The organism is Bacteroides sp. LFL-34 (genome assembly GCF_027257075.1).
Lineage (GTDB): Bacteria > Bacteroidota > Bacteroidia > Bacteroidales > Bacteroidaceae > Bacteroides > Bacteroides ovatus.
The window spans coordinates 303,818-327,593 of record NZ_JAPQKZ010000002.1 but is presented as its reverse complement, the minus strand read 5'-3'; the positions used below and the strand labels follow the sequence as shown (position 1 = coordinate 327,593).

The 23,776-nt window shown below is 39.4% G+C and carries 14 protein-coding genes; 4 read left to right on the top strand and 10 right to left on the bottom strand.

What is annotated here, in order from left to right; all coding sequences use genetic code 11:
* Positions 1-24 precede the first annotated feature (24 nt).
* From N5O98_RS01680 to N5O98_RS01635, 10 genes are all read right to left on the bottom strand, one after another.
* Complete coding sequence (locus tag N5O98_RS01680; protein WP_118160980.1) at positions 25-2,562, bottom strand: PL29 family lyase N-terminal domain-containing protein; 2,538 nt, start codon at positions 2,560-2,562, stop codon at positions 25-27.
* Positions 2,563-2,643: 81 nt separating this feature from the next.
* Positions 2,644-4,869, bottom strand: coding sequence for a hypothetical protein (locus N5O98_RS01675; RefSeq protein WP_118160951.1), 2,226 nt, complete (start codon positions 4,867-4,869; stop codon positions 2,644-2,646).
* A gap of 21 nt (positions 4,870-4,890) precedes the next feature.
* Positions 4,891-5,946 carry an Omp28-related outer membrane protein gene (locus tag N5O98_RS01670; RefSeq protein WP_118160952.1) on the bottom strand — a complete coding sequence of 352 codons (1,056 nt, stop codon included), beginning with the start codon at positions 5,944-5,946 and terminating at the stop codon, positions 4,891-4,893.
* Between the two features lie 9 nt (positions 5,947-5,955).
* The gene (locus N5O98_RS01665) at positions 5,956-7,074 is read right to left on the bottom strand and encodes an Omp28-related outer membrane protein (RefSeq protein WP_004306194.1); all 1,119 of its coding nucleotides are present in this window, start codon (positions 7,072-7,074) and stop codon (positions 5,956-5,958) included.
* A gap of 5 nt (positions 7,075-7,079) precedes the next feature.
* Positions 7,080-8,177 (bottom strand): Omp28-related outer membrane protein, encoded by a 1,098-nt coding sequence (locus tag N5O98_RS01660; RefSeq protein ID WP_118160953.1) that lies wholly within the window; start codon positions 8,175-8,177, stop codon positions 7,080-7,082.
* 35 nt (positions 8,178-8,212) lie between these two features.
* On the bottom strand, positions 8,213-9,817 hold the full coding sequence (locus N5O98_RS01655) for a DUF6029 family protein (protein ID WP_118160954.1): 1,605 nt from the start codon (positions 9,815-9,817) through the stop codon (positions 8,213-8,215).
* 33 nt (positions 9,818-9,850) lie between these two features.
* On the bottom strand, positions 9,851-10,339 hold the full coding sequence (locus N5O98_RS01650; RefSeq protein ID WP_004306197.1) for a TlpA family protein disulfide reductase: 489 nt from the start codon (positions 10,337-10,339) through the stop codon (positions 9,851-9,853).
* A 36-nt stretch (positions 10,340-10,375) separates the two neighbouring features.
* Complete coding sequence (locus N5O98_RS01645) at positions 10,376-11,269, bottom strand: Calx-beta domain-containing protein (protein ID WP_118160955.1); 894 nt, start codon at positions 11,267-11,269, stop codon at positions 10,376-10,378.
* Positions 11,270-11,306: 37 nt separating this feature from the next.
* Positions 11,307-12,890: a RagB/SusD family nutrient uptake outer membrane protein gene (locus tag N5O98_RS01640; protein ID WP_258910592.1), complete on the bottom strand. Its 1,584-nt coding sequence runs from the start codon at positions 12,888-12,890 to the stop codon at positions 11,307-11,309.
* Between the two features lie 20 nt (positions 12,891-12,910).
* On the bottom strand, positions 12,911-15,880 hold the full coding sequence (locus tag N5O98_RS01635; protein ID WP_118160957.1) for a SusC/RagA family TonB-linked outer membrane protein: 2,970 nt from the start codon (positions 15,878-15,880) through the stop codon (positions 12,911-12,913).
* A 938-nt stretch (positions 15,881-16,818) separates the two neighbouring features.
* On the opposite strand from N5O98_RS01635, the gene N5O98_RS01630 reads away from it, so the two are divergent.
* From N5O98_RS01630 to N5O98_RS01610, 4 genes are all read left to right on the top strand, one after another.
* Positions 16,819-17,304: a hypothetical protein gene (locus tag N5O98_RS01630; protein WP_118160958.1), complete on the top strand. Its 486-nt coding sequence runs from the start codon at positions 16,819-16,821 to the stop codon at positions 17,302-17,304.
* Positions 17,305-17,636: 332 nt separating this feature from the next.
* Positions 17,637-20,870, top strand: a complete 3,234-nt coding sequence (gene hsdR, locus N5O98_RS01620; protein ID WP_118160959.1) for a type I restriction-modification system endonuclease — start codon at positions 17,637-17,639, stop codon at positions 20,868-20,870.
* A 14-nt stretch (positions 20,871-20,884) separates the two neighbouring features.
* Positions 20,885-22,342 carry a class I SAM-dependent DNA methyltransferase gene (locus N5O98_RS01615; protein WP_118160960.1) on the top strand — a complete coding sequence of 486 codons (1,458 nt, stop codon included), beginning with the start codon at positions 20,885-20,887 and terminating at the stop codon, positions 22,340-22,342.
* Positions 22,342-23,775 (top strand): restriction endonuclease subunit S, encoded by a 1,434-nt coding sequence (locus N5O98_RS01610; protein ID WP_118160961.1) that lies wholly within the window; start codon positions 22,342-22,344, stop codon positions 23,773-23,775. The genes N5O98_RS01615 and N5O98_RS01610 overlap by 1 nt, the downstream gene beginning before the upstream one ends.
* Position 23,776 lies beyond the last annotated feature (1 nt).

The following is a 23,776-nucleotide window of genomic DNA, read 5'->3' as shown; positions in this document are numbered from 1 at the left end:
ATTTTATTAAATTAGAAATTAAAATTATTGCGTCGGAGCATCTACTACAGTTTTAGAAACCTCGTAAAAACGTCCTTCTTCATCTATCCAGGTAACATTGATATTAGTTGGCAATGTTCCATAAGTACTTCCCGAATAAGTTGTTGTTTGTTTTACACCATTTTGCATCACATACCTGATTTGTTCATCATACATACCAGTCAGGTAATCTGCCGGCCCTGCAAATACATAAAAGACTTTGCAGGCAGACTTCGGTTTCACAGTATAAGAAACGGTGTAGAATTTGTCTTTTTCTATCTTGTCAATTGTTACTTCCGGAACACTGGCATTCCACAAATCGGCGTCCCTTTCTTTTCGCACATAAGTCGGCTTTGCACTTGTATATTCCTTCTTTGTCACAGTCGAAGAAGGATTACCATCAGCATCAACTGCTATCATAAACAGTACATATTCTGAATTAAATGCAATATCCTCAATCACCAGTTGATGATTCTTCAGTTCAGCAGCAACAATTTCAGTAACATTATCATTCATAATTAATGCTTGCTTTACTGTTTCTTCATTTCCCCAATACGGATAGCTTTTGAAATCACTCAATTTCATGTGGACATAACGGAATTTCACCGGATTTCCGGTCGGAGTCAGCGTTAAAGTCGCAGACACGGTTCCTGCCTCTATTGCCACATCCACCGAAATAGAAGAATTATAAGATATTTCCTTGGAATCAGCCTGTACTTTGACTAACGCCCCGAGTTGTCCTTTGTCATTTAATGCTACTGCAATAAAAAAGCCTTTTGTTCCCGGTTCTAAAGAAGCTCTTTCAAAGTTTTTTGCCTCTTTAGAAGAATCACCATTTTTAATAAGATAGGAAATAACCTCTTTGTCAGTGCTATAATTTGCCAAAGTCTGTTCTTTCATATAAGAATAATAGAACTTATAACAGTCAGTTCCGGGAGTAATGGTCGCACTTACACTTGAAACTGTAGTAACAACACCACTAATATTTATGGTCGCTGTTCCGTCATACGTCAACGCAGGAACGGGAATCTCCACCGCTACCAGCTCTTCTGTTCTATACCCCTTTTCTTCTTTATAAGGAATAGCCCAAAGTACGTATGTTGTTCCCGGTATTACTTTCGGAAGAAAATCTAGCACTTTTCCCTCCAATGGCCCATTATAATCCGAATACTGTTTAGTTCCGCCACCATAAGCCAAATCGTCAATAACCCCTTCTGGTGAATAATTAGACTTATCTAAAATCCCTGTATAAAAAACGTCACAGCCCTTTCTAATTGCAGAAACCGTTGCACCTTCAAACGTAATATTCGAAATCTTTAGTTCTACAGTCGGAGCTATCTTAATCACAGTAGCAATCACATCGTCAGGCAAACATACACTACCTGCCTCAAATGGGGGCACTGCCCAAATCATATATGTCTTTCCGGCTTCGGGATCCTTACCTATCAGTTCAGCCAATGGTATTTTATCAAGAGCCTCTGTCTTCATATACATACGGGCAGTATATCCGTTCACTAATTCAGCCACACTCTCTGCACTATATTCATTGATTTCCAATACTCCCAAATAATACATTTCTATGCCATTCGTCAAAGTAGTAGAAACTGTCTGCCCCACAATAGATATAACTATAGGAGCATCCCCTATGATTACGGGAATCTCTGCGATAATACTCTGTCCGTTAGATGCAACAGCCATTATAGCTACTTTGCCACTCGTCTCCGCATACTGATTTTCTGCCACAGGAGCAGTAATAGTCAATCCTTTTCCTGTCAGGGAAGCTTTCCAACCATCAGGTTTTGTTACGGTATATTTCGAAATTCCACTCATTTCAACTGAAATCAATTTCTCCTCACCATTCGTAAAGTATTGCTTTCCGGACAATATATCACATTTCAGTTCCTTAGATTTCGACAACTTTAATATTGTGCCATCTTTCAGAGTAAAATACGCATAATCATCATCCTGACTAACTCCACTAAAAAGAGAGGTATCTCCCGTTCCTTCTCCGGACGCGTAAACACCGGTAGGTTCCCAAGTCTTTCCACCGTCCGTAGAAATCTCCCATTCTTTCGTATTCGTATTAATGCGAATCTTAGGAGCGGCAGCCGTTACAGGCATCATTTTTCCTTCTCCATCTTTCAAGAATGTCTTTTTACCGTCTATACTAGTTATTCCCCAATAATAGATACCATCCTCTTCGTTCTTTATCACGGTTATTTGCGGAGCATCCTCCCCATTTTCACCATTACGAATAATTACTTCTGTCTTATCTGAAAACTTAATTGTATAACTTCCGTCTTCATTCTCCAATACAGAAGCGATTGATTTATTTTGAGATAAAGCATCTGTCAGTGTCTTCAATGTGGAAATATCCGTCTGTACACTTTGTAACGAAGCTTCCAACTTATCCATGCGGTCTTCCAAACCGGAAATTGAGTTTTTTAAATCATCGTCATTATAGCATGACGACAACATTACCACACATACTGCCAGGAAACATACATATTTCCCCATACTACATAAAAAATATTTTCTTCTCATATCCATGATAATTTAGATGATTAGAGAAAACCGCACGACAGACTTTCACGCTATCGTGCGGAATAATTGTGCCAATACTATTTATTTGGCGTGAGGATGTTTACCCAGTTTTTTCAAATCAAGATAAATAGTACTTCCGCTCATCATCGCACCAGGAGTACTCTTATCCACTTTCTCCTTAATAATCGTATTTGCAGGAATCCGTCTATCTTTCTTTATAACTTGTGGTTTTGCTGTTCCTATCATACCCTTTACTGATTTCGGAGCATCCGGAAACAATACAGAAGGATCAGTAATAATACCTTTATCTTTATCATAGAATACAGTATAAAGGTCGCCAATAACTTCATTGCCATCACTATCTGCCCCAATTGGTACACATAAAGCAACTAAACGTTTGGCTTCACTTGTCTTATCGTATGATTGAGTCGTTGAATTTACTGTTGTCAAGCCATAATCCAAACAATGTTCCTTCCATACATCCATACACTCCTGATAGGTATAATCACCACTTGCAGAATACGCATCTTCAAGAATTGTATGATAAACTTTAGCCACATCCTTTATAATAGAAAACTGGACAGTGAAATTATTCATTTCACTCATATATGCACGTAATTCCATAGTTGGATTCGGGCCTGCCACAATTGCTTCGGTAGTAGCTTTTACAATCTTCACATCCGTCAATACGCCATTCCAGTCTTCAGCCATATATGCAAATATATATTCGGTAGCCGGCTCCAATCCTGTCCAAGTAAAGCTTTCCACTCCTCCTGTTGCATCAGCAGGCCATACATTAGAGTCTTCAGACAGTAAATAATTGATTAATTCCGCTTTATTAGCATCTTCCAGTAAATCCGGTGTCATAATATACTGATGATAGAATACGGCTGTCTTCTGATTATATGAATAATTCAGTTTCAGACTTGTACGTCCCGGATCAGTGATCGTTATATCAATATCAGCTTCAGATGCATCCGGAGTATCAGTAATACGCGCTTTGGTAGAAAATGAAGCATGCTTTACCTCTTTGGATAACTGACCATACTCATTACGCCCAATGTAAGCTACTACATAAGGAGCATCAGGAAGCAAATCAAATTGAAATTCTGTACCTTTATAGGAACCTTCCTGAGCGAAATTCGTATTTCTCACACCCCATCCCTCCTGGTCTAAAGTTCGCGCTAAAGTGGTCATGGTTGCTTCATCTGCATTTTCATAAGGAGCCCATTCCGAAGCTTTAAATATACGATAAAACATGGCGACGCAATTTTTTTCCATTTCAACATTCAGATTAACCATGGAAGCACCAATCCTACTAATTTGTAGATTACATTCCGGTAATTCTGCATTCGGGTCTATTTCTTTCAAATGAAAGTCCTGACGGACATATTCACCCGGAGTCTTATTCTCATCCAGCCCGATGCTGGTAGCGGTTATCATCCTTTTCGCATCTGCCGTATAACCGAAGTCTACCATATAATACAAATCCTCTTGAGGAACCTGTGCATCTTCCGCTTTTTGAATCCAGTGTCTCATAAAATCTATATACATCGACTTTCCATACGTATTTATAAATGCATCAATAGGTTCTGAATCTCCACAAAACTGATAGAAATACTTACTGTCCGTATTAGGGAGGTATTGAATACCAACGGCACGATAACTTGTTGTGACATCGATATCCACACGAGGAGTGCCTATTACACTTTGAACCGGAGTCTTCAAATAACAGATTTTCATATCTGCAGGATTCTGTCCGCCTTCATCATTACAACCGACAGTTATAATCAGATATTCTGCTCCGGGTACGATTTCCGATTGGGAATATTTCGAATTAGCCCAGTCAAATTCTGCATTCGGATAACTGTCTCCCAATGTAGATCTACTAAACGTATATGCACCTGCACCTTCGGAATTATAGATAGCCTCCATTATCAAATCTTCCACCTCTTCCTCTGTTGCTTGTACTCCTGTCCCTACACTTTCGAATAAGTAATTGTACATACGACATAAAGGATATACATCCAACCGATAAGATTGGACTTTAGAACCCGGAGTACACTCAAATACAAAATTATGTTCAGTGTTACTGGTAACTTTTATACCTACTCCGCGTTCGCCACCGTCCACTTCATTCTCAACCCATCTTATTGGTGTCGGATTTGGAGGAAGCGGAACATCCGGATTCACTGGTACATCAGGTTCTACACCCGGTTCATCACTATCCGAACACGAAAGGACCATAGGACTTACCACAAAGATAAATCCCAACATGAGTAATAAACTAAATAAATTCTTCTTCATAATTAAAAGTGATAAATGTGATTAATCATTTACATATTCATAATCGGCATCGCCATCAATAGCCTTGCAGATAGCCAAATTATTTACATATCCGTTTTCATCGGTAACCAATGCATAAAAAGAAAGATTCTCCGCATTCCATCCTTCTTCCATTATAACAGTATAACTCCTGCTTGACTCCTTTCCGGCCGCTATATGTCCCAATTTATCGCCATCAACGGTAGCAGACAGTAATTTACGTACCACATGGTTATGTGTGTAATCACGATAAACTCCCCCGTCATTTTGTTGATATTTCAATCCGTTTTCTACCGCATATAAAATCAAACGATATTCAGCACTCTTTTCCGATTTAACGCTTACCGTCACATCAGCCTGTCCGTTATATTGTGACTGGATGGCCACTCCGCAAGACGCGGGATACTCCTCCAAAGACTTATTAAATACAGCTCGCATGACACTATAATTTTCAGACAACCCCATTGCCTCACGCATATCAACCACACATGAAGGATAACCGGAGATAGAAAACTTTCTGGAAAGGATCGAAGACTGTTCGATTGTCATCGGATCAGCACTTGTTCCATCGACATGAAATGACATCAGATAAATAACTCCCTCATAACTCGAACTTATCAGATAGTTCAGGCGAGTCATTCCTGCCGGACACATGGCACACCACGTCCCAGTAAACTCCATTGCACAAATGCGTCTTACAAACTTAGAAGGTTCACCCGGTGCAGCACTCGCAACAACCGTTACCAACTTGGATACATAGTTACCATAAGATGCTTCAAAAGCATAGGTTCCGGCTTTAGAAGTAGAAAATGTACTTCCATCCAAAGTTTGTCCGTCCATCACGGAACGGATGATTGCATCAGCAGTTACATCCATTCCCGCATGCATTACCGTAAAGGTTATAATATCCTTTCCATCAGCAGTCAACGTATTTTTATTGACGCTCAAAATCACTTCTGTCTGCTCCGAATCATCGGAATTGCCAGAACAGGAAATCCAGAAGATTCCTACACAGCATATACAGACCAGCAATATTATTTTATAGACATTTATACACATAACTCGTCTTTATTCGTTATACAAGTAATCTGCCGATTCTCCAAGTTTGCACTCATTTACGTTGTTACACGTATAAGTTTTTCCCCCATCCAGCGTTGTCAACATCGACACAATCACACGCATATTATCCGCATTCCATCCCGATTCCAACTGACAAGATCGTTGCATGGTAGATTCTATTCCCGCATTTACTTCTCCATTGAAACGGTCACCATTCAACGATGTGGACACCACTGCACGTACTACATTATTATGAGTATAATCATTTCCTCCATTCGTTTGAAAGTATTTGATACCATCCTCTACCAGATAAATCAAACAACGATAGGTATTTGTTACGTTGGAAGTTAATTTGGCAGTAATCGTCACCGTACGGTCAGAAGCATTATATACAGATTCAATCGCTACCCCGCAAGAAGCCGGATAGTTACTTAGTTCTTTTTGAAGCTCCTCTTCAATCTGGCTCTTGATACTGATCATTTCTTTAGTACCTTTACGCAGATTGTAAAAGAGACGAGGCAGTCCGGAGAAATTGCCGAGAATATTAGTCCGGTAATTATTGGTAGCTGCCGTACTCATGGGATCCGTCATTCCCCCGAAATCCATGTGGAAAGAAGCTACCGCCAGTCGTCCCGGTTGTTCATTCTGAATTGCTTTCAATGTAGTGCTAAGTGCCGGACAAGCCTGACACCCGACAGAAGTAAACTGCATCCCCAGTAATTTATGATAATAGCTGGTTCCTCCTGATACGGGAGTAACCTGAACGGTCACTTCATTTTCACTAACCATTGCTTTTCCCTCATAATAACGGGCTTTAAAAACATACGTACCCGGCACTGAAGTGCTGAAAGCACGAACGCCATAATCCAGATTTTCTTCTCCCGACTCCTTTACCAGAATCAGATTCATCGTGCTTTCTTCGCTTACATCTTGTGTGCCCAGTTTGACCGTAAAGGTCACTTTTTCTACCCCATCTGCCTGTATAGCCGTCTTATCGGCTGTAATCCGCAAAATGCCGTCATCCGTCCCTCCATTCTCCGTTTCGTCCGAACTACCGGAACAGGATGACAGCATTGCTAAACAAAGGATCATTACAATTGGTAGAATTGTCGAGTATAATTTCTTCATAAGCCTCAATCATTATAGAGATAGTCTATGCTACCGTTGATAGAACATTCGGTTATATTATCCACCATATATGCGTCATCTACTTTACGTAATGCATAAACCACTACACGCGATGTGGCAGGATTCAGGTTCTTTGCATTAGAAATGCTGAAAGTAGCGGCAGTGTGCTCCTGATTTGCATCCACAGTAAACCGTCCGTCAGTTGACATCGACAGATAATTGTTGGAAATAGCTTTTACCGTATAATCGTATGAGTTCTCATTTCCTCCGGATGCTGTCAAGCCATCAGTCACCAAGACATAAACCAGGTCATATTCTCCTCCCTCGCTCGACTTCAATGCAGCATTTACTGTAATTTCGCCAGTAGAAGAATTATAGGATGTATTTACTTTGATTCCGCATGTAGCCGGATATTTTCTAATTTGGCTTTGTAATGTCTGTTTGATAGCACTCACATTCCTGTCTATTGACATCACTTTTAAATCATAAATACAGGTAGGAAAGCCGGATGCTCCAAAACGGCTCATGATTGTGCTTGTCTGTGACAAATGGAAGGGATCAGTCGCTGAACTGCTGGAAGAATGAAAAGCCATTTTCACCATACGACCCGGCATCAGTTCTTCCACCTTCTTTAATGCCGAAGTCATGGCCGGACAATAGGTACACCAAGTCCCGGTCATTTTAAATACACCCACCTTGCGATAGAAAAGTTCATAATTCTTACGATTCTGTGCGGTTACGGAAACTTCATCCGACTCCCAGTCCAGATAATATGCTTTAAATTTATGAGTCCCGTTTTCTACTGACACGAACGTATTGGTCCGTCTCTCCAGATAATCACCGGTAGTAACATCTTCAAAATATACATTCTTCATATATTCAGGTGTCGTCAGTACTTTTCCTTTGGCATCGGTCACCGTAAAAGTCGCCATATCTGTCCCGTTAGCTTCAATCTTGGCTTTATCCACAGTCAAAGTAATAGGTCCTGTCACTTCGCCGTTGTCCGGCTCTTTACCATTGTCGTCTGAATTGCCGCTGCACGCTGTAAAACATCCGCACAAGCATATCAGACTTGACATAAAAAACATTGTAAATTTTCTCATATTCTATATTCTAATTAATAAATGTTTCGATGAACTCAAAATGAAGTAGTTATAGTCAGGTTGGCACCTGTATATTTAGGAATCGTCCGGCAAACTCCACCAGAGCAGACGTACCCTTCCTTGTTACGACCATAACTCAAGGCTATACGCGTACGTGACTTGGCATAACTGGCTCCCACATTGTAATAATGGATTTTATCCTTGCCGTGATTATACATATCACTTCCATAAATGCTCCATGCCGGAGCAAAATTTATCTCCAACAAAGCTGCCATCCAGTCCTTCTGATCTTCTTTTGTAGTTAGATATTGCAACTCCATGCGAGTTGAAAAAGAAGGCGTGAACTTATATTGCAAATCTGCTACAAAAATATTCGACAGATTAGTCGTTTTATTCGCTCCGTACGAAGGGCTATATTCTTGCATGGAATAAAGCAAGTTCATTTTGAATGACTTTGTCCATTGCTTTTCCACATCAACACTAAAGTCACGAAATGCCAAGTTACCTATCTGGGCTGTTCCTTCTTTTTCTAAAGCATAATAGGTAGAAAAGTTAGCATGTAATTTCAAACCGCGTTTACCTCCAATGACCGTTCCTCTTTTGAAACGATAAAAGACATCCAATTGTCCGCCCATCTCACCGCTAACTGCATTTGTCACATCTCCTATTTGTGGAGTATGAGGATGCAAGTTGGTCAACATATAGGTATATTGCGTACTCATAGCCGGGACATAATTCAACAGATTCGAAGTCGAACCATTACCGGCAATAATCTCACTGTTCATCCATTCCAATCGGCGCCCGGTCAGATTTATTCCCAACCCGTTACCGCTATATCCTAGTTCCAACAGTTGCGCATTGGCACGTTTCCTCGCATAAAGTTTGTCATCATGAATGAAATTATAATATTTATTGCCACCATCCACATATTCACCTTTCGCTGTAAATCCGGAGCGTTCAAAATTTACCCGTCCCGAGAAGCCATTCGAATAAGGTTTTCCCCCTTCTTCTTCGAGGTCGATATTGATTTTCTCATACCGGTTCAATGCCCCTCCTTCGATACTCAAGGACGTGTTTTGCCAACTAAGCATTTCAGACAAGGAGAAACTTACATCTATGCCACGTACTTGTGTATCGGAAAAGTCCATACCAAAACGTGGAGTACCCCAAATGGCTTTTAACCCTACAATATTTTTGTAATTGTAGGTAAATCGTGCTCCCATCACTGCATTATTTAGTCCCAGCATACGGTCCTCCCAGCTACGGAATAGTAGTCCACTCCCGAACTGCTCATAAAACGTACCCGCTGTTACGGAAAAATCCTTATCAGCCCAGGATACATAATAATTGGTCAGCTTTGCTTTCTCCAATTCTGCCGGGTATCCCACCAGTACCGGTTCATAGGCTTCCAACTGTACACCTACGGCAAACTTACCCTGATAGTAATCCAGTTTCAGATAATTGTTCGAGCCGAAATGATCTTCCGGAGATTCTGCTTTTGTTTTACTGTCATCCTTGTAGTAAATCGTATTCGTTTCAAAGCTCCCTGTCAGATAACCTTTCTTGTTATCTTCCTGCGCATAGGTCAATGTTGATGTTAACGCTAACAAAGCCAACACCTGAACTCTTATTCTAGTCATGTCATTGCGTTTATCTATGAATAATAACAGTTTCTATTTCTGTAGTTTTTTTATTGCTTTCAGTAGTTCCAGCTCACTTCCCGGCGCATATCCGGTATGTGAATAGACAATTTTCCCGTCAGCATCCACCACATATACCTGTGGAGTCAGGCTTACATTCATAGCTCGCATAAATTCCTGATTTTTATCATACAGCATGATAAAATCATCCCATCCATGTCCCTCTGCCAATGCACGCGCTTTAGCTGTAGAACGGCTGTCATCTGTCGAAACAGCTACTACACGGAATTTGGCTTCTTCCAACCAATCGGGCAATTGTTCATTTATGGCGTCCAATTCACGAATACAAGGTTTACAGGTTGTTGCCCAAAAAGAAATAATCATAGGTGTTTTGTGATTAACCAGGGAAGCTGTGTTGACCTGTGCTCCCTTAGTATCTTCCACCTTAACTGATGGTATTTGTGCCATAGTGCAGGTTAACAAAGCAAACAACAGCGTAATGCAGACAATTAGTGCTCTCATAAGTTCTTTTTATTTGTTATGTTAATAATCTTGTTTTTATCTGATGTGTTCCATTTTACAGCCAAATAGCCTGAATTTCTGTATTTGTATCAGTCCGTCCTTATACATATCACCAATTAGATTGGCATTCTCGAAAGTGACAGTTTTAGTTTCAACATCATATTCTCCACGATATACGTCAGAAGTACTTCCGTCTAATGCCAGTCTCCTGAAACGAATGGTATACGGACCATAAGAAGCGACATCTTCACCCGGTACAATAGATAAATAGGTTTTCTGCGCCACCGAATCATATTCATAATGCAAACGCCAGCTAAATTCCCACTCAATGTCATTATCCGGATCAAATCCATTCTTATTCGAGCAAACCAGATAATGCTCGTATGCCTCCGTACCTTCTTCCGCGGTATTCACTTTTACGGAGAATCCCACTTGTACATTAGAAGCATTGGTAGCAGAAGCTGTTCCGGTAAATATCCAGGTTCCCGAAAGTGTTTCATAAAAACTGGAATCATTATCTTTGATAATCACCGTCAGACGATTGTTTGTACCAATGGATGCCCCTTTCACATCGGCAATTTCAATATCAAAAGAGCGGTCGTCATTGACAACCTTGTCGTCAACAGTTTTAAACTCAAAGTTTATAGCTTCCTGACCGGCAGGAATAAGCAGCGTCTTTGTGGTGACGATATAGTTTTCATCCTCTTTGGCGGTATGATCTTTTAATTCGAACGTCACGCGGATAGTTCCGGTATGTTCTCCTGTCACTACGACAGGCACAGTGCATAAACCGGCAGACTCTTTCACTGTCATTACTGTTTCCTGCAAACTTACCGTAGCCGCTCCGGAATTGAACTGTTCCTCATCGTCCGAACAGGCGGTGATCAGAACGGCACATAGAAGAAGGGTGTATATTTTCAGATAGTTCATTTTACTCAAGTGTTTGATAATTTACGTTATTCATTGATTAATATCCCGGATTTTGCTGACCTGCCAGTTGAGGGTTGGCATCCATTTCTGTTTTAGGAATCGGCCAGAGCATCCGCTGGTCATCCACAGGTTTATCCAGTCCGTCAGTACTTGCCTGTCCCGGAAAAAGCACCAGTCCTTTGCTTTGCGGTTTTCCACGTTTTACACCTTTTCCCCAACGTTTCAGGTCCATCAGCCGGTAACCTTCACCCACAAGCTCACGTGCCCGTTCGTTCATGATTTCATTTAATAAAGCTTCCTGATCGTAGGTTGCATCAGTCCATCCCTCAATTCGCGCTTCTTTTAATGCATTCAAAGCGTCATTACCCTTTTTCACAGCGGCTGCGGTTCCAATCTTTGCATTAGCTTCCGTGGCAATCAAATACATTTCAGCAATACGGAATGGTTTAGGCTGATTCAAATAGCGTGTTTCGCTTCCTAATGCATTGTAATATTCATTACCCGGATATTTATTAAAGAAATAGATATCTGCCGCATTACCTGACGATACGGTTAAGTGGTATTTCCCGAAATAAGTCTTTAGCCGGATATCTTTTTCATTGTATAGGTCAATCAGTGTTTGTGTAGGAATATAATCCTTTTTTGTAGTCGGATAACCGATAAAAATAGTCCCCAGAGGTACACCGGCATCATCAGCGCTAGTCATGGCAACCTGCCAGATGGTTTCCGTTCCCTTGTCATTCTTCCATACGCTCTCAAAGTCTGTTGCTGTGTTCGATAATGGATATCTGTTCGAATTAACCAGATCACCTGCATATTTGGCTGCATTTTCATAGTCATCCATTTGCAGGGCAACACGCGCTTTCAAGGCAGTCACTACATCTACTGTAATATAATTTCCACAGTTTTTGGGAGCCGTGTTGACCGTCACGTATGCACCATTGATATATCTGTCATAGTCAGCAATGCCATTCTTGGCTGTCTCTATACGCGTTTCAGCCTCTTCGAGGTCTTCCAATATCTGTTTGTAAGTATCTTCCAGCGAAGATCGTCCCGGATATTGGATAGCAGGAAGTTTAGGTTCATATTTCACCTGAAGCGGCAATCCTGGAGTACTTGCTGCGGTAGCCACATCATAATCGCGGCAAAATAAGGTAGCCAGATAAAAGTAACAGTATGCTCTCGTAAAATACGCTTCCCCCTCATATACATTAATCTGTTGCCTCTGGGTTTCAGTCAATTCGATTCCCGGGTTCTCATCAATCTTACCTACCCCGTCAATAAAGAAATTGACACGTCCGATAGCAGCATAGTAGTTCGACCAGATTGTTTCTACGGTAGAGTTTGTACTCTCGAAAGTCCAACGGTGCAACTCACCATATTTATTAGAGAAATCCGCCACTGCATTAAAGGCATCTGCCTGAACTTCCGGAGCTAATACATAACTTCCTCCTGTCAGTCCTAAATATACAGAATAGATACCGGTACGCGCTTCTTCAAAACCGACTATAGTTGTTAACGCTTCCTCTGTAGGAACAGCATCGTACGGCATTTTATCCATATCACAGGAAGTCATTCCTAGTGTCAGTATAGTCAATGCTATTATAGATATTTTCTTCATATTCACCATTCTTTATGTTTTTAGAAAGTTAGTTCGACTCCGAAAGAATATTGCTTGGTATTGGGATAGTTCCCCAACTGGATATTACTGTCTACTTCCGGATCATATCCTTTATATTTAGTCACTGTGAGTAAGTTACGTCCTACAAAGTAGATTCTGGCGTTACTGATTACTCCTGTTTTCTGAATCACTTTGGCCGGAAGGGTGTACCCGACAGTCAGGTTTTTCATGCGCATAAATGAAGCGTTTTCCAGCAAATGCGTATCAAACTGCATCGGGGAGTCGGGAGTAGCAATTCTAGTTATATCTCCCGGTTTCTGCCACATGGTAAGCATTTCTACAGTTTGATTGTCCGAGCCTGCAAAAGTGGGGTTCTCTGTAAAAAAGCGTTCATTATTCAACATATACTGGCCGAGCATAAAAGAGAAGTCGGCACTGACGGAAATTCCTTTCCATCCGAACTGGGTACCAAAACCTCCGGACCATGGAGCATAACGTTGCTTGCCGACAAAAACGGCATCTTCTTCCGAATAGCTTTTTGTCAGATTTCCATTTTTATCATACCATGTATTATATCCGTCACGCGGATCGACCCCTGCCCATCTTACATAGTAGTATTCTCCCCAAGGTTTACCGACTTTCATCTTCAAACCGGTATCAGGCAAAGTATATTCATCCAATCCGTTAAATAGTTTAGTTATCTCATTCTTATTATAATTCAGGTTTCCTGAAACACTCCATGAAAAATCTCTCGTTTTCAGAATATCCACTCCCAGAGTAATATCGAAACCGCGATTGCGCATACTTGCCACATTTTCTACGCTACTGCCATGTCCGGTAGTGTATGACAATGGATACCCCATCAACATATCGTCCGTCTGGCGGTTATAAAATTCCAATTCTACAGAAAAGCGGTCAAACACTCTTGTACTGATGCCTACATTCAGTGTTTTCATGCTTTCCCATGTCAGGTTATCATTTCCGACGGTAGAAGGAGCAATACCCGGTTGTCCGTTATACAGCAAACCGGAACCGACCAATGCCAACGCATTATAGGCACTGATACCGGAATTACCTGTTGTTCCATAGCTCACCTTCAACTGCAAACTGTTCAACCATGAAACGTTCTGCAGGAAATTCTCTTTTCTCATATCCCACATGGCTCCCAAAGAATAGAAGTTCGCCCACTGGTTATTTTTGGCAAACAAGGAAGACCCGTCCCGTCGTGCTGCCAGATCGACATAGTAACGATCAGCAAAACTGTAGCTGATTGTGCCGAAATAAGAATTGAAAACCTTGTCATACATCGAATGTATCGGCACTTCTGACTCTGCTCCAGCTGCCATCAGCATCATTCGTGAGTCTACCATCTTTTTAGAAGTTGCCGAGAAATTTTCATTCTTTGTGATAATGGACTCCTGTCCTGCCAACACGGTGAAAAGATGCTTGTCTGATAGACTGAATTTATATTCCGCCGTATTGGTGAAAGTAAATGAATAATAACGTTCAAAAGACTCGGACGCCACTCCTGCCCCTTCAAAGGGGCCTTCCGGATAGGCTTTATGGGAGTTACGATAATCAAAGGCATCTACCGCCTGTGAGGTACGGATATTCAATCCTTTTATTGGGTTTATATTAAAGAAGGTATTGCCATTGATACGTACCGTACTCCGGTCATTGGGTTGAAGTTCTGCCAAGTAATACGGATTATAATATCCCATATCGTCAAAATAGTCCAATCGTTTCCCATAACCTGTAAAGTTGCCTTCTTCGTCTGTCAATATCTCGTTTATTGTTTGGTCAGGACGATAAATACGGGCAGCATACGCTTTATTATAAACGCTGTTAGCTTCCGTTCCGAAAGTTGTCGTGTTATATTTCTGATAGGAAAGGTTCACGTTAATCCCGGCTTTCAGCCAGTCGGTTACCTTTACTTCCACATTACTGCGCAAAGTCTCACGGCGCAATGAGGAATCGTCCATGATTCCCTCTGTATCATAATGTCCAAATGAAATGTAGTAGTTGATACCTTCGGAACCGCCAACCACATTTACATCGTATTGTTGGGTAGGAGCTGCATCTCCGAAGAAGACATCCGCCCAGTCTGTAGATATACCATTATCTATATAGAACTTCTTCCGTTTTTGAAATGTAGTGTCGTATGCTTTTCCCGGATCTAGCATTTCCTGCAGGTTAAGCCATTGTTCAGTGTTCATCATCTCTATATTATCTCCTGTCATTTTCGACCAGCCATATTGTGCATTGATACTAACACGGGCCTTCTGTCCCATTTTTCCTTTCTTGCTAGTCATTATCACGACTCCGTTAGCAGCACGGGAGCCATATATAGCTGTTGAAGAGGCATCTTTCAATACGGTCATGCTTTCGATGTCGTTCGGATTTAATGCTGTAAATGCTCCGGATGATATAGGTGAACCGTCGAGAATAAAAAGAGGTTCTGTATTTGAATTGATCGAACTGACTCCACGCAATCGCATTACAACACTCCCGCTCGGTTCTCCACTAGGGGTAAACACTTGTAAACCGGCAACTTGACCTTGTAATGCATCTCCGGCATTAGCCACCGGTCTGTTGGCTATCTTACTATTATTTACCGTTGTTACCGAGCCGACTACTGACCCTAGTTTCTTTGCTGATCCATAGCCTACCACAACAACTTCATCCATCAGCTGTGTGTCAGACTTTAAGATAACTCTAACAGTCGGCTGAACAGGAACCGACTCAGTTTTCATACCTATATATGATATTTGCAATATTTTTGCTGAATTCGGCACATTCAATAATGTGAAATGCCCGTCTATGTCTGTTATTGTACCTAAGTTAGTGCCTTTTACGACAATTGAAGCCCCTACAACAGGTTGTTTGTCATCATCGGAAATCACTGTCCCCGTGACTTTCTGCGTTTGAGCTGTTATCAGCCCGATACCTATAAAAAGGTATCCAAATAGCAGCGCTAATTTCTTCTTCATAAATCTCTTTTTAAGTTATTAAATAGCCCTAAAACAATTAAACTCACTTTTCACACTTCGATAAGTTCTATCAGAACTTAATAACGATTCATTGCTTTTGTTGTGTTTTTGCATCAAATATGCTATTTATAAAAGAAATGTCGCTTGATTTTACTTTTTCAATCAGACTAGATGACGATTCCATAAAAAAAACATGTCTTTTTGTTGTTTTTTGCAAAAAGAATATATACTTTTGTTCCATTATATGATACCAAAAAGGAATTGTTAATAAATGAAATTAAAAAAAGATAGATAACTCATATTTTAATAACTATATATTTATTTTATTATAAATGGAGTATAAAAAATCACCAAGTTCTGATAGAACTTGGTGATTTTTCTTTTAATGAAGTAATCTATAGCAATTTTTCCTCAATTAACCTCCTATCAAACCTTTCATCAATATTATAATTAAATTTCAAATTGACATTAAACATAAAATAAAATCAGAATTATAAAAGAGTCTCGTTTAAACTATGTTAAATAGCTACTATCTGAAAATTCTTCATATATGACACTCGGTATATTTCTTTATACAGATAAAAACACTCAAACACATAGCGATACAATTTCTTTACATTGAAAATGATTAGATTATTACTCTATTTTAATTTTTTGAGAGATTTACTATAGTTTTATCTCTTGATTTTAAGGAGCTCCTCGTTGCTTTAAAACCAACGAGGTGTTCCTCGGTGTGCAACGGGTCGTTCCTTTAAAAGGAACGACCCGTTGGTTTTAAACCAAAAACCACTTATGTAACCATCTGAAAACCAAATTATTACACAAGCATCCTCTCGTACCTTCCTTTTATAAGAAATTTCTCAACACATGAATGCAAATGCTAATATTAAAAACGGCACTACTCTGATAAATATTTTACAAATAAAATCTAAAAAATAATGGTTACAGTTACTTTCCAAATCAAGCCCTATCTAGCGGCTTACATGTATGTGCGCTATAAAAATCACCTCGACGTACCTCCAGACCGTTTTTCTTCCTCGCTTTCCGCCATCCATCTTCTCGATACCCAGCCTATCTACCACTTCCTCCACCAACTTTCCATCCCACACCCTCCCAATGCCTCATGGCACGAAATAGGAAATATCACCTTTATTCTCCCCCACCCTAGAAACGGAAAAAATCCAAATGTATATAATTATATAGGTCATGACAGTGCACTTATCATTGAAAAAGCAATGGAAGTAGAAATGAAAGCCGAACTTTATGAATTTCTCCTGGAAAATAAATACTGCCACGGCATCATGTTCAAAAAATCAATGGAAACTTTTGTCGCACATTATAATATGGTAGAGTTAGTGGAAGAAGAAAGTTTGATGAGGGCGTTTCAAAGGTGGAGAAAGATGATGAAGGAGGAGAAAAAATAGAGTGACAGTTGGCTGAAAAGATGTTTTTTTTACATTCTCCATCTTTTCGCTTTTATATAGCGTAATTTTTCATATCTTTGTAGTATGACAGACGCAAATAACAAAATGTATTTATTATGAACCAAATAAAAGAAGTCTTTGAAAAGAAAAGCATTAAACAAACGCAACTTGCAGAGAAGATCAGCGAAAGTTTTAGTCGAACTAATGCCTATGTTTGTAACCGCTGTCAAGCCAGCTTAAACAACTCTTCAAAATCGCTAAAATATCGCAGGTAGAACCTCAATGATTGATCTCAAAAAAACAATTGACATGTATCCTAAAGACCTACAATTATGAAGGATTCCAATTTTACATTTTTACAGACTACATATCCTGATCTGTTTACTCTTGGCGAACTTGCTGAGAAACTTATTTCTATTGATCCTAATTCGTCGTTGACCAAATCTCGATTATTTGCAGAAAAGCTTACTGCTTTAATTTGGAGCTTTGAAGAGTTAGACGCAACAGATGAAACGCAGGTATATAAAATCAATAAACTATATAACGAAGAAATAATTCCCGAAATTATAAAAGACTTCTTACACTTAATTCGTAAATCAGGTAATCGTGCTACACATACAGGGAACAGTAGCAAAGAAGAAGCTCTTTTTGTATTAAAGAAGCTCTTCAAACTTTCAACATGGTTTTATGAAACATACGAAAACGTTCAATTATCCGAAATCAATTATAATGAGCCTACTGGCATAAGTACGGATAATGAGATAGATGAGCTAAACAGCAAACTACAATCCTTAGAGGAACAAGTATTGAGCTATAAAGATAAAATTACTGCTCTTAATAACTCCGCCAGTTCCAAACAAGGACGTCGTAAACGTTCTATTTCCGTTGCTAGTCTTATAGACTTAAATGAAGACGAAACGAGAATAATGCTTATTGATCCTGCTTTACGTAAGGCTGGTTGGGAATGTGATACTCATACGCTAAACTTCAGAACGCATCGCACAATGCCAGCGAAGGGTCGCAATATGGCGATAGCAGAGTGGCAATGTGGCAGCATTAGAGCTGATTATGCTCTGTTTATTGGTACGACACTTTATGGAATTGTAGAAGCTAAAAGATTCTCTGCAGATATATCAACCAACCTTCATCAGTCAAAGATATACTCATGTACAATTGAGGAGCAAGATGGGATTGTACTACTTGGCAATTGGAGTGGCAACAAAGTCCCTTTTCTATTTTCTACAAATGGGCGTCAATATCTTGAGCAAATCAAAACAAAAAGCGGGATTTGGTTTGCCGATACGCGTAAACCAACAAAGAAATCAGAACCAATACGAGATTGGTATTCGCCCGAAGGTCTTGAGAAATTATATGAACGAGACATAGATGAAGTTAATCAGAGGTTAATGACAAGCAGCTATGATTATTTAACAGAGTCTTCCGGGTTAAGCCTTTACGATTATCAAATCAATGCAATAAAAGCTATTGAGCAAAAAATCATAAATGGAGGAGACGATAAAAGAGCTCTTCTGGTGATGGCTACTGGTACTGGCAAAACAAGGACAGCCATCGGTCTGGCATATCGTCTTATTAAATCTAATAGATTCAAACGTATATTGTTTCTAACTGATCGTCGTTTACTTGCTGAGCAAGCTTTCGGAGACTTTAAGGATAAGAGAGTAGAAGATTTTAATACATTCACAGAAATATACAAAGTAAGTTCTCTGAAAGATGTATTACCTGATGCAGAAGCTCGTTTACATTTTGCCACAGTTCAAGGTTTAGTCAGGCGTCTATTTTATAACAATGATGAAAACGAAAAATCGCTTTCTATTGACTCTTATGATTGTATTATTGTTGATGAAGCACATCGAGGGTATAATCTTGATCGTGAACTAGACGATGACGATTTAAGTTTTCGTGATCAGGATGACTATGTGAGCCAATATAAACGTGTTATTGAATATTTCGACTCACACATTATTGGTCTTACAGCAACACCAGCTCTACATACAACACAAATCTTTGGTGCACCTGTATTCACATACTCATATAGAGAGGCGGTTATAGACAACCGGTTAGTAGATCACGAGCCCCCGTACCTTATTAAAACAAAGTTGAGCGAGGAGGGGATTGTATGGAAGCAGGGAGAGAGACCTAAAGCCTATGATCCCGAAACCAATTCTATCGAAGAGCTTGCTGAACTGGAAGATGAATTACATATTGAAGTAGAACAATTCAATAAGAGGGTTATTACACCAAATTTCAATAGAACTGTTATTAAAGAACTAGTGCAACATATTGACCCTGAGGGTGAAGGTAAGACATTGATCTTTGCAGTTCGAGACTCTCATGCAGATATGATTGTCGATATGCTATTTGAAGAATATGAGGCAATAGGTTTGGATGTACATAGAGACGCTATCCGTAAGATTACTGGAAATGTCTATGATCCGTTGGAACTTACAAGGTTATTCCGTAATGAAAAGTATCCCAATATTGCCGTAACTGTAGACCTACTAACTACGGGAGTAGATATTCCACAGATTACAAACCTTGTATTTATGCGCAGAGTTAATTCTCGTATTTTGTTTGAACAAATGTTGGGACGAGCTACACGTAAATGCGATGAAATAGGCAAAGAATATTTCCAAATATATGATGCAGTAGGTGTATATGATGCCTTGAAAGGATTCTCTCAGATGCAAACTGTTTCGAATCCGTCTTTTTCATTCAAACAACTTATAGATGAATTTGATCACATCGACAATGACACACGCAAAAAACGCCAGATAGAACAAATTATCGCAAAATTACAACGAAAAAAACGAGATTTAACAGACGATAAACTTGATCAATTTGTACGACTATCAGAAGGAAACACTCCTGAAGATTTTATACATAAACTACGTAAAGAGGATATAACCTCAAGCATTGAACGTATTAGACGAACATCGGAGCTTTGGGATTTCCTCGATGAACGAATATATAGACCAAAAACTCAGCTCCTATCTGAACACGAAGATAGGTTACGTAGAGTTGAACGAGGATATGGTAATGCAAAGAAGCCGGAGGACTATATCGAAAGCTTCAAAGAATATATTTTGAATAATAAAGAAAAGATAGAGGCTTTAAAGATTGTCTGCAACAAACCTAGTGAGCTTGATCGTAAGTCTTTGAAAGAGCTAAAACTTATTCTTGATCAACAGGGCTTTAATGTTGCTACTCTAAACCAGGCTTGGCACGATGCCAAAAACGAAGATATTGCAGCCGACATAATAGCTTATATTCGAACGTTTGCGCTCGATGTAATGCTAGTCACACCTGAACAACGAGTAAAAGGGGCAATACAGAAGGTTAAAGCTATGCAATCTTGGAATGCTATTCAGCTTAAGTGGATAGATCGTTTCGAGAAACAACTCATCGCAGAGACCATACTCACAAAAGAGGATTTAGACAAAGAGCCTTTCAAAAATGACGGTGGCTATATACGAATTAACAAGATTTTTAATGAAAAACTAGATATGGTATTACATACAATCAATGAATACCTATACAGTGCATAAAACAACAGATAATTATGACAGCAGAATCAATCGCACAGAAACTTTGGAATCAGTGTAATGTACTTCGCGATGACGGGGTAACATACCATCAATATCTTAACGAGCTGACGTACATACTTTTTTTGAAACTTTCTGATGTTAAGGGTTTCTCAAATGAGATACCAGCCCAATGGCGATGGACGGAATTTGTAAGTGAGACTGATAATAATAAAGCTTTTGCTCTATATCGAGATTTTTTAGCATCAGTCAGTGGTAGAACTTCAAGTGATACCATTAAAGAAATATACCGTAATGCTTCGACAAGCTTACGTAAACCTGTAAACTTTAATACCATCGTCCAAGCTATTGATAAACTTGACTGGTATGAAGAAAGTGATCGTGACATGATGGGCGACATCTATGAAAGCCTGCTTGAAAAAAATGCTACAGAAAAGAAGAGTGGAGCAGGTCAATACTTTACACCACGCCCCTTAATAAATGTGATGGTTAAACTATCGGTACCAAATCTTGGTGAGCGCTGGAATGACCCGGCCGCCGGAACTTTTGGCTTTATGATATCGGCAGACCACTACCTGAAAGAAAAAACAGATAAATTCACATGGAATGATAGAGTACGTGATTTTCAGAAAAGGAAGGCCTTTTCAGGTGTTGAGCTTGTACCTGATGCACATCGTCTGGCATTAATGAATGCACGCCTACACGATATGGAAAGTGAGATTATACTTGGTGACACTTTAACTGACTTAGGCAAAAAACTGATTGGCTTTGATGGTGTGTTGGCAAACCCTCCTTTTGGAACAAAAAAAGGTGGAGAGCTCCCAACACGAGATGACTTCACCTTTCCGACAAGTAATAAACAGCTTAATTTTTTGCAACATATCTACCGTAGTTTAAAAAAGGATGGCAAAGCACGTGCAGCAGTTGTATTGCCAGACAATGTCTTGTTTGAGGATAACGATGGGCAAAAAATTCGTCGTGACTTAATGGATAAGTGCGATCTACATACCATTTTACGTCTACCTACTGGTATATTCTATGCGGCAGGTGTAAAGACCAATGTGTTATTTTTTACACGAGGAACGTCAGAGACTGGAAATACTAAAAAGGTTTGGTTCTACGATATGCGCACCAATGCGCCAGCATATGGCAAACGTACCCCTTTCACGGAAGAGGCTTTCCGTGACTTTATCTATGCCTACACGGGAGGAATTTCCGCCGATAATGTGGTCAAGGAATTCGATGGTACGATCGATCATACTAAGCGTGCAGCTGTCAAAGATGAGCGTTGGCAGTGCATCACACGCAAAACGATAGCCGAAAAGGGTGATAGTTTAGATTTAGGATTAATTGCAGATAGCAGTTTGCAGGACTCTGCAACTCTTGGTGACCCTAAAGATATTATTCAAGAGGCAAAAGATGAGATTACAACCATTCTTTCTCAGTTGGATTTAATGCTAAAGGAGTTGAAATAATGGAGAAACGATTGCCAAATAATTGGAGTGAAACAAAGTTTACAAACCTGATTAGTTTTATAATTGGTGGTGACTGGGGGTATGATTCCGAGAAAGTTATTGAAGACTCTTCTTTAGTTTATTGTATTCGTGGCGGTGAAATAAGAGACTGGAATAAAAACAAAGGTAATACAGCAGCTCTTAGAAGGCTTAAAAATACAAGTATTGAAAAACGGAAGTTAAATAAAGGAGATATACTTGTCGAGATTTCTGGAGGAGGTCCTGATCAACCTGTAGGAAGAACGCTATATATTGATGAAGACTCTATCAACAACAAGTTTCTATATCCAACAGTATGTACTAATTTTTTCAGACTAGTAAGAACATTTAAGCCTGTAGATAGTAAATACATAAACTATTATCTACACTATTTCTATATTATAGGAGGTACAATTGAGCTACAAGGAGGTAGCAATAATCTTAGAAATTTAAAAATCAAAGAATATCAACAAATTACTATTCCTTTGCCACCTTTGGCAGAGCAGAAACGGATAGCAGATAAATTGGATATACTTTTCGGGCGGTTAGAGACTATCAGAAAAGCAACTGACCATATCCCTGAGCTAATCAAAAAAATTCGCCAACAAATCCTTACTAATGCTGTTACTGGCAAACTCACCGAAAAGTGGCGACAAAAAAAGGTATTCGATGTATGTGACATTGTTGAAGTTATTGATTCAGAATATGATTCTGAAGACATTCCTGACACTTGGATATATTCTACTATTGAAAATGTAGGAAAAGTCAAGGGAGGCAAGCGTTTACCTGCTGGCGAGGAATTAGTTGAGCAAAATACAGGATTCCCATATATCAGAGCAAGAGATCTAAAAGAAGGTACAGTATTGACAAAAAATATGATGTATCTTTTGCCTGAGACACAGCAAAAAATTAAAAGTTATATAGTAAAGACTGATGATGTCTACATAACAATCGTTGGTGCTAAGATTGGAGATGCCGGGATAATTCCAGAATCGATGAATAATGCAAACTTAACAGAAAATGCAGCTAAAATAACACTACTGCATCAGGATTTGTATGCTCATTATTTGAGTTTATGGCTCAGAGCTTCAATATGCCAGAAGAATATTCAAGAATCAATTAAATCTGCTGCACAAGGAAAGTTGGCATTGGCAAGGATCAATAAATTACCTATATATTTACCGCCTAAAAAAGAGCAAGAAGAAATAGTAAGCAGAGTACAATCACTATTTGAAAAATTAAAAACAATTGAGCAAAAGTTTCAAATGCTAAAAACAAAATTAGACAATCTACCTCAAGTCCTCTTGCATAAAGCATTCAAAGGTGAATTAGTCGAGCAATTACCAACTGATGGCAACGCTGCTGACCTCCTCCGTGAGATAGAACAACTCCAAAAATCAATCAAAAAGAAGTAAA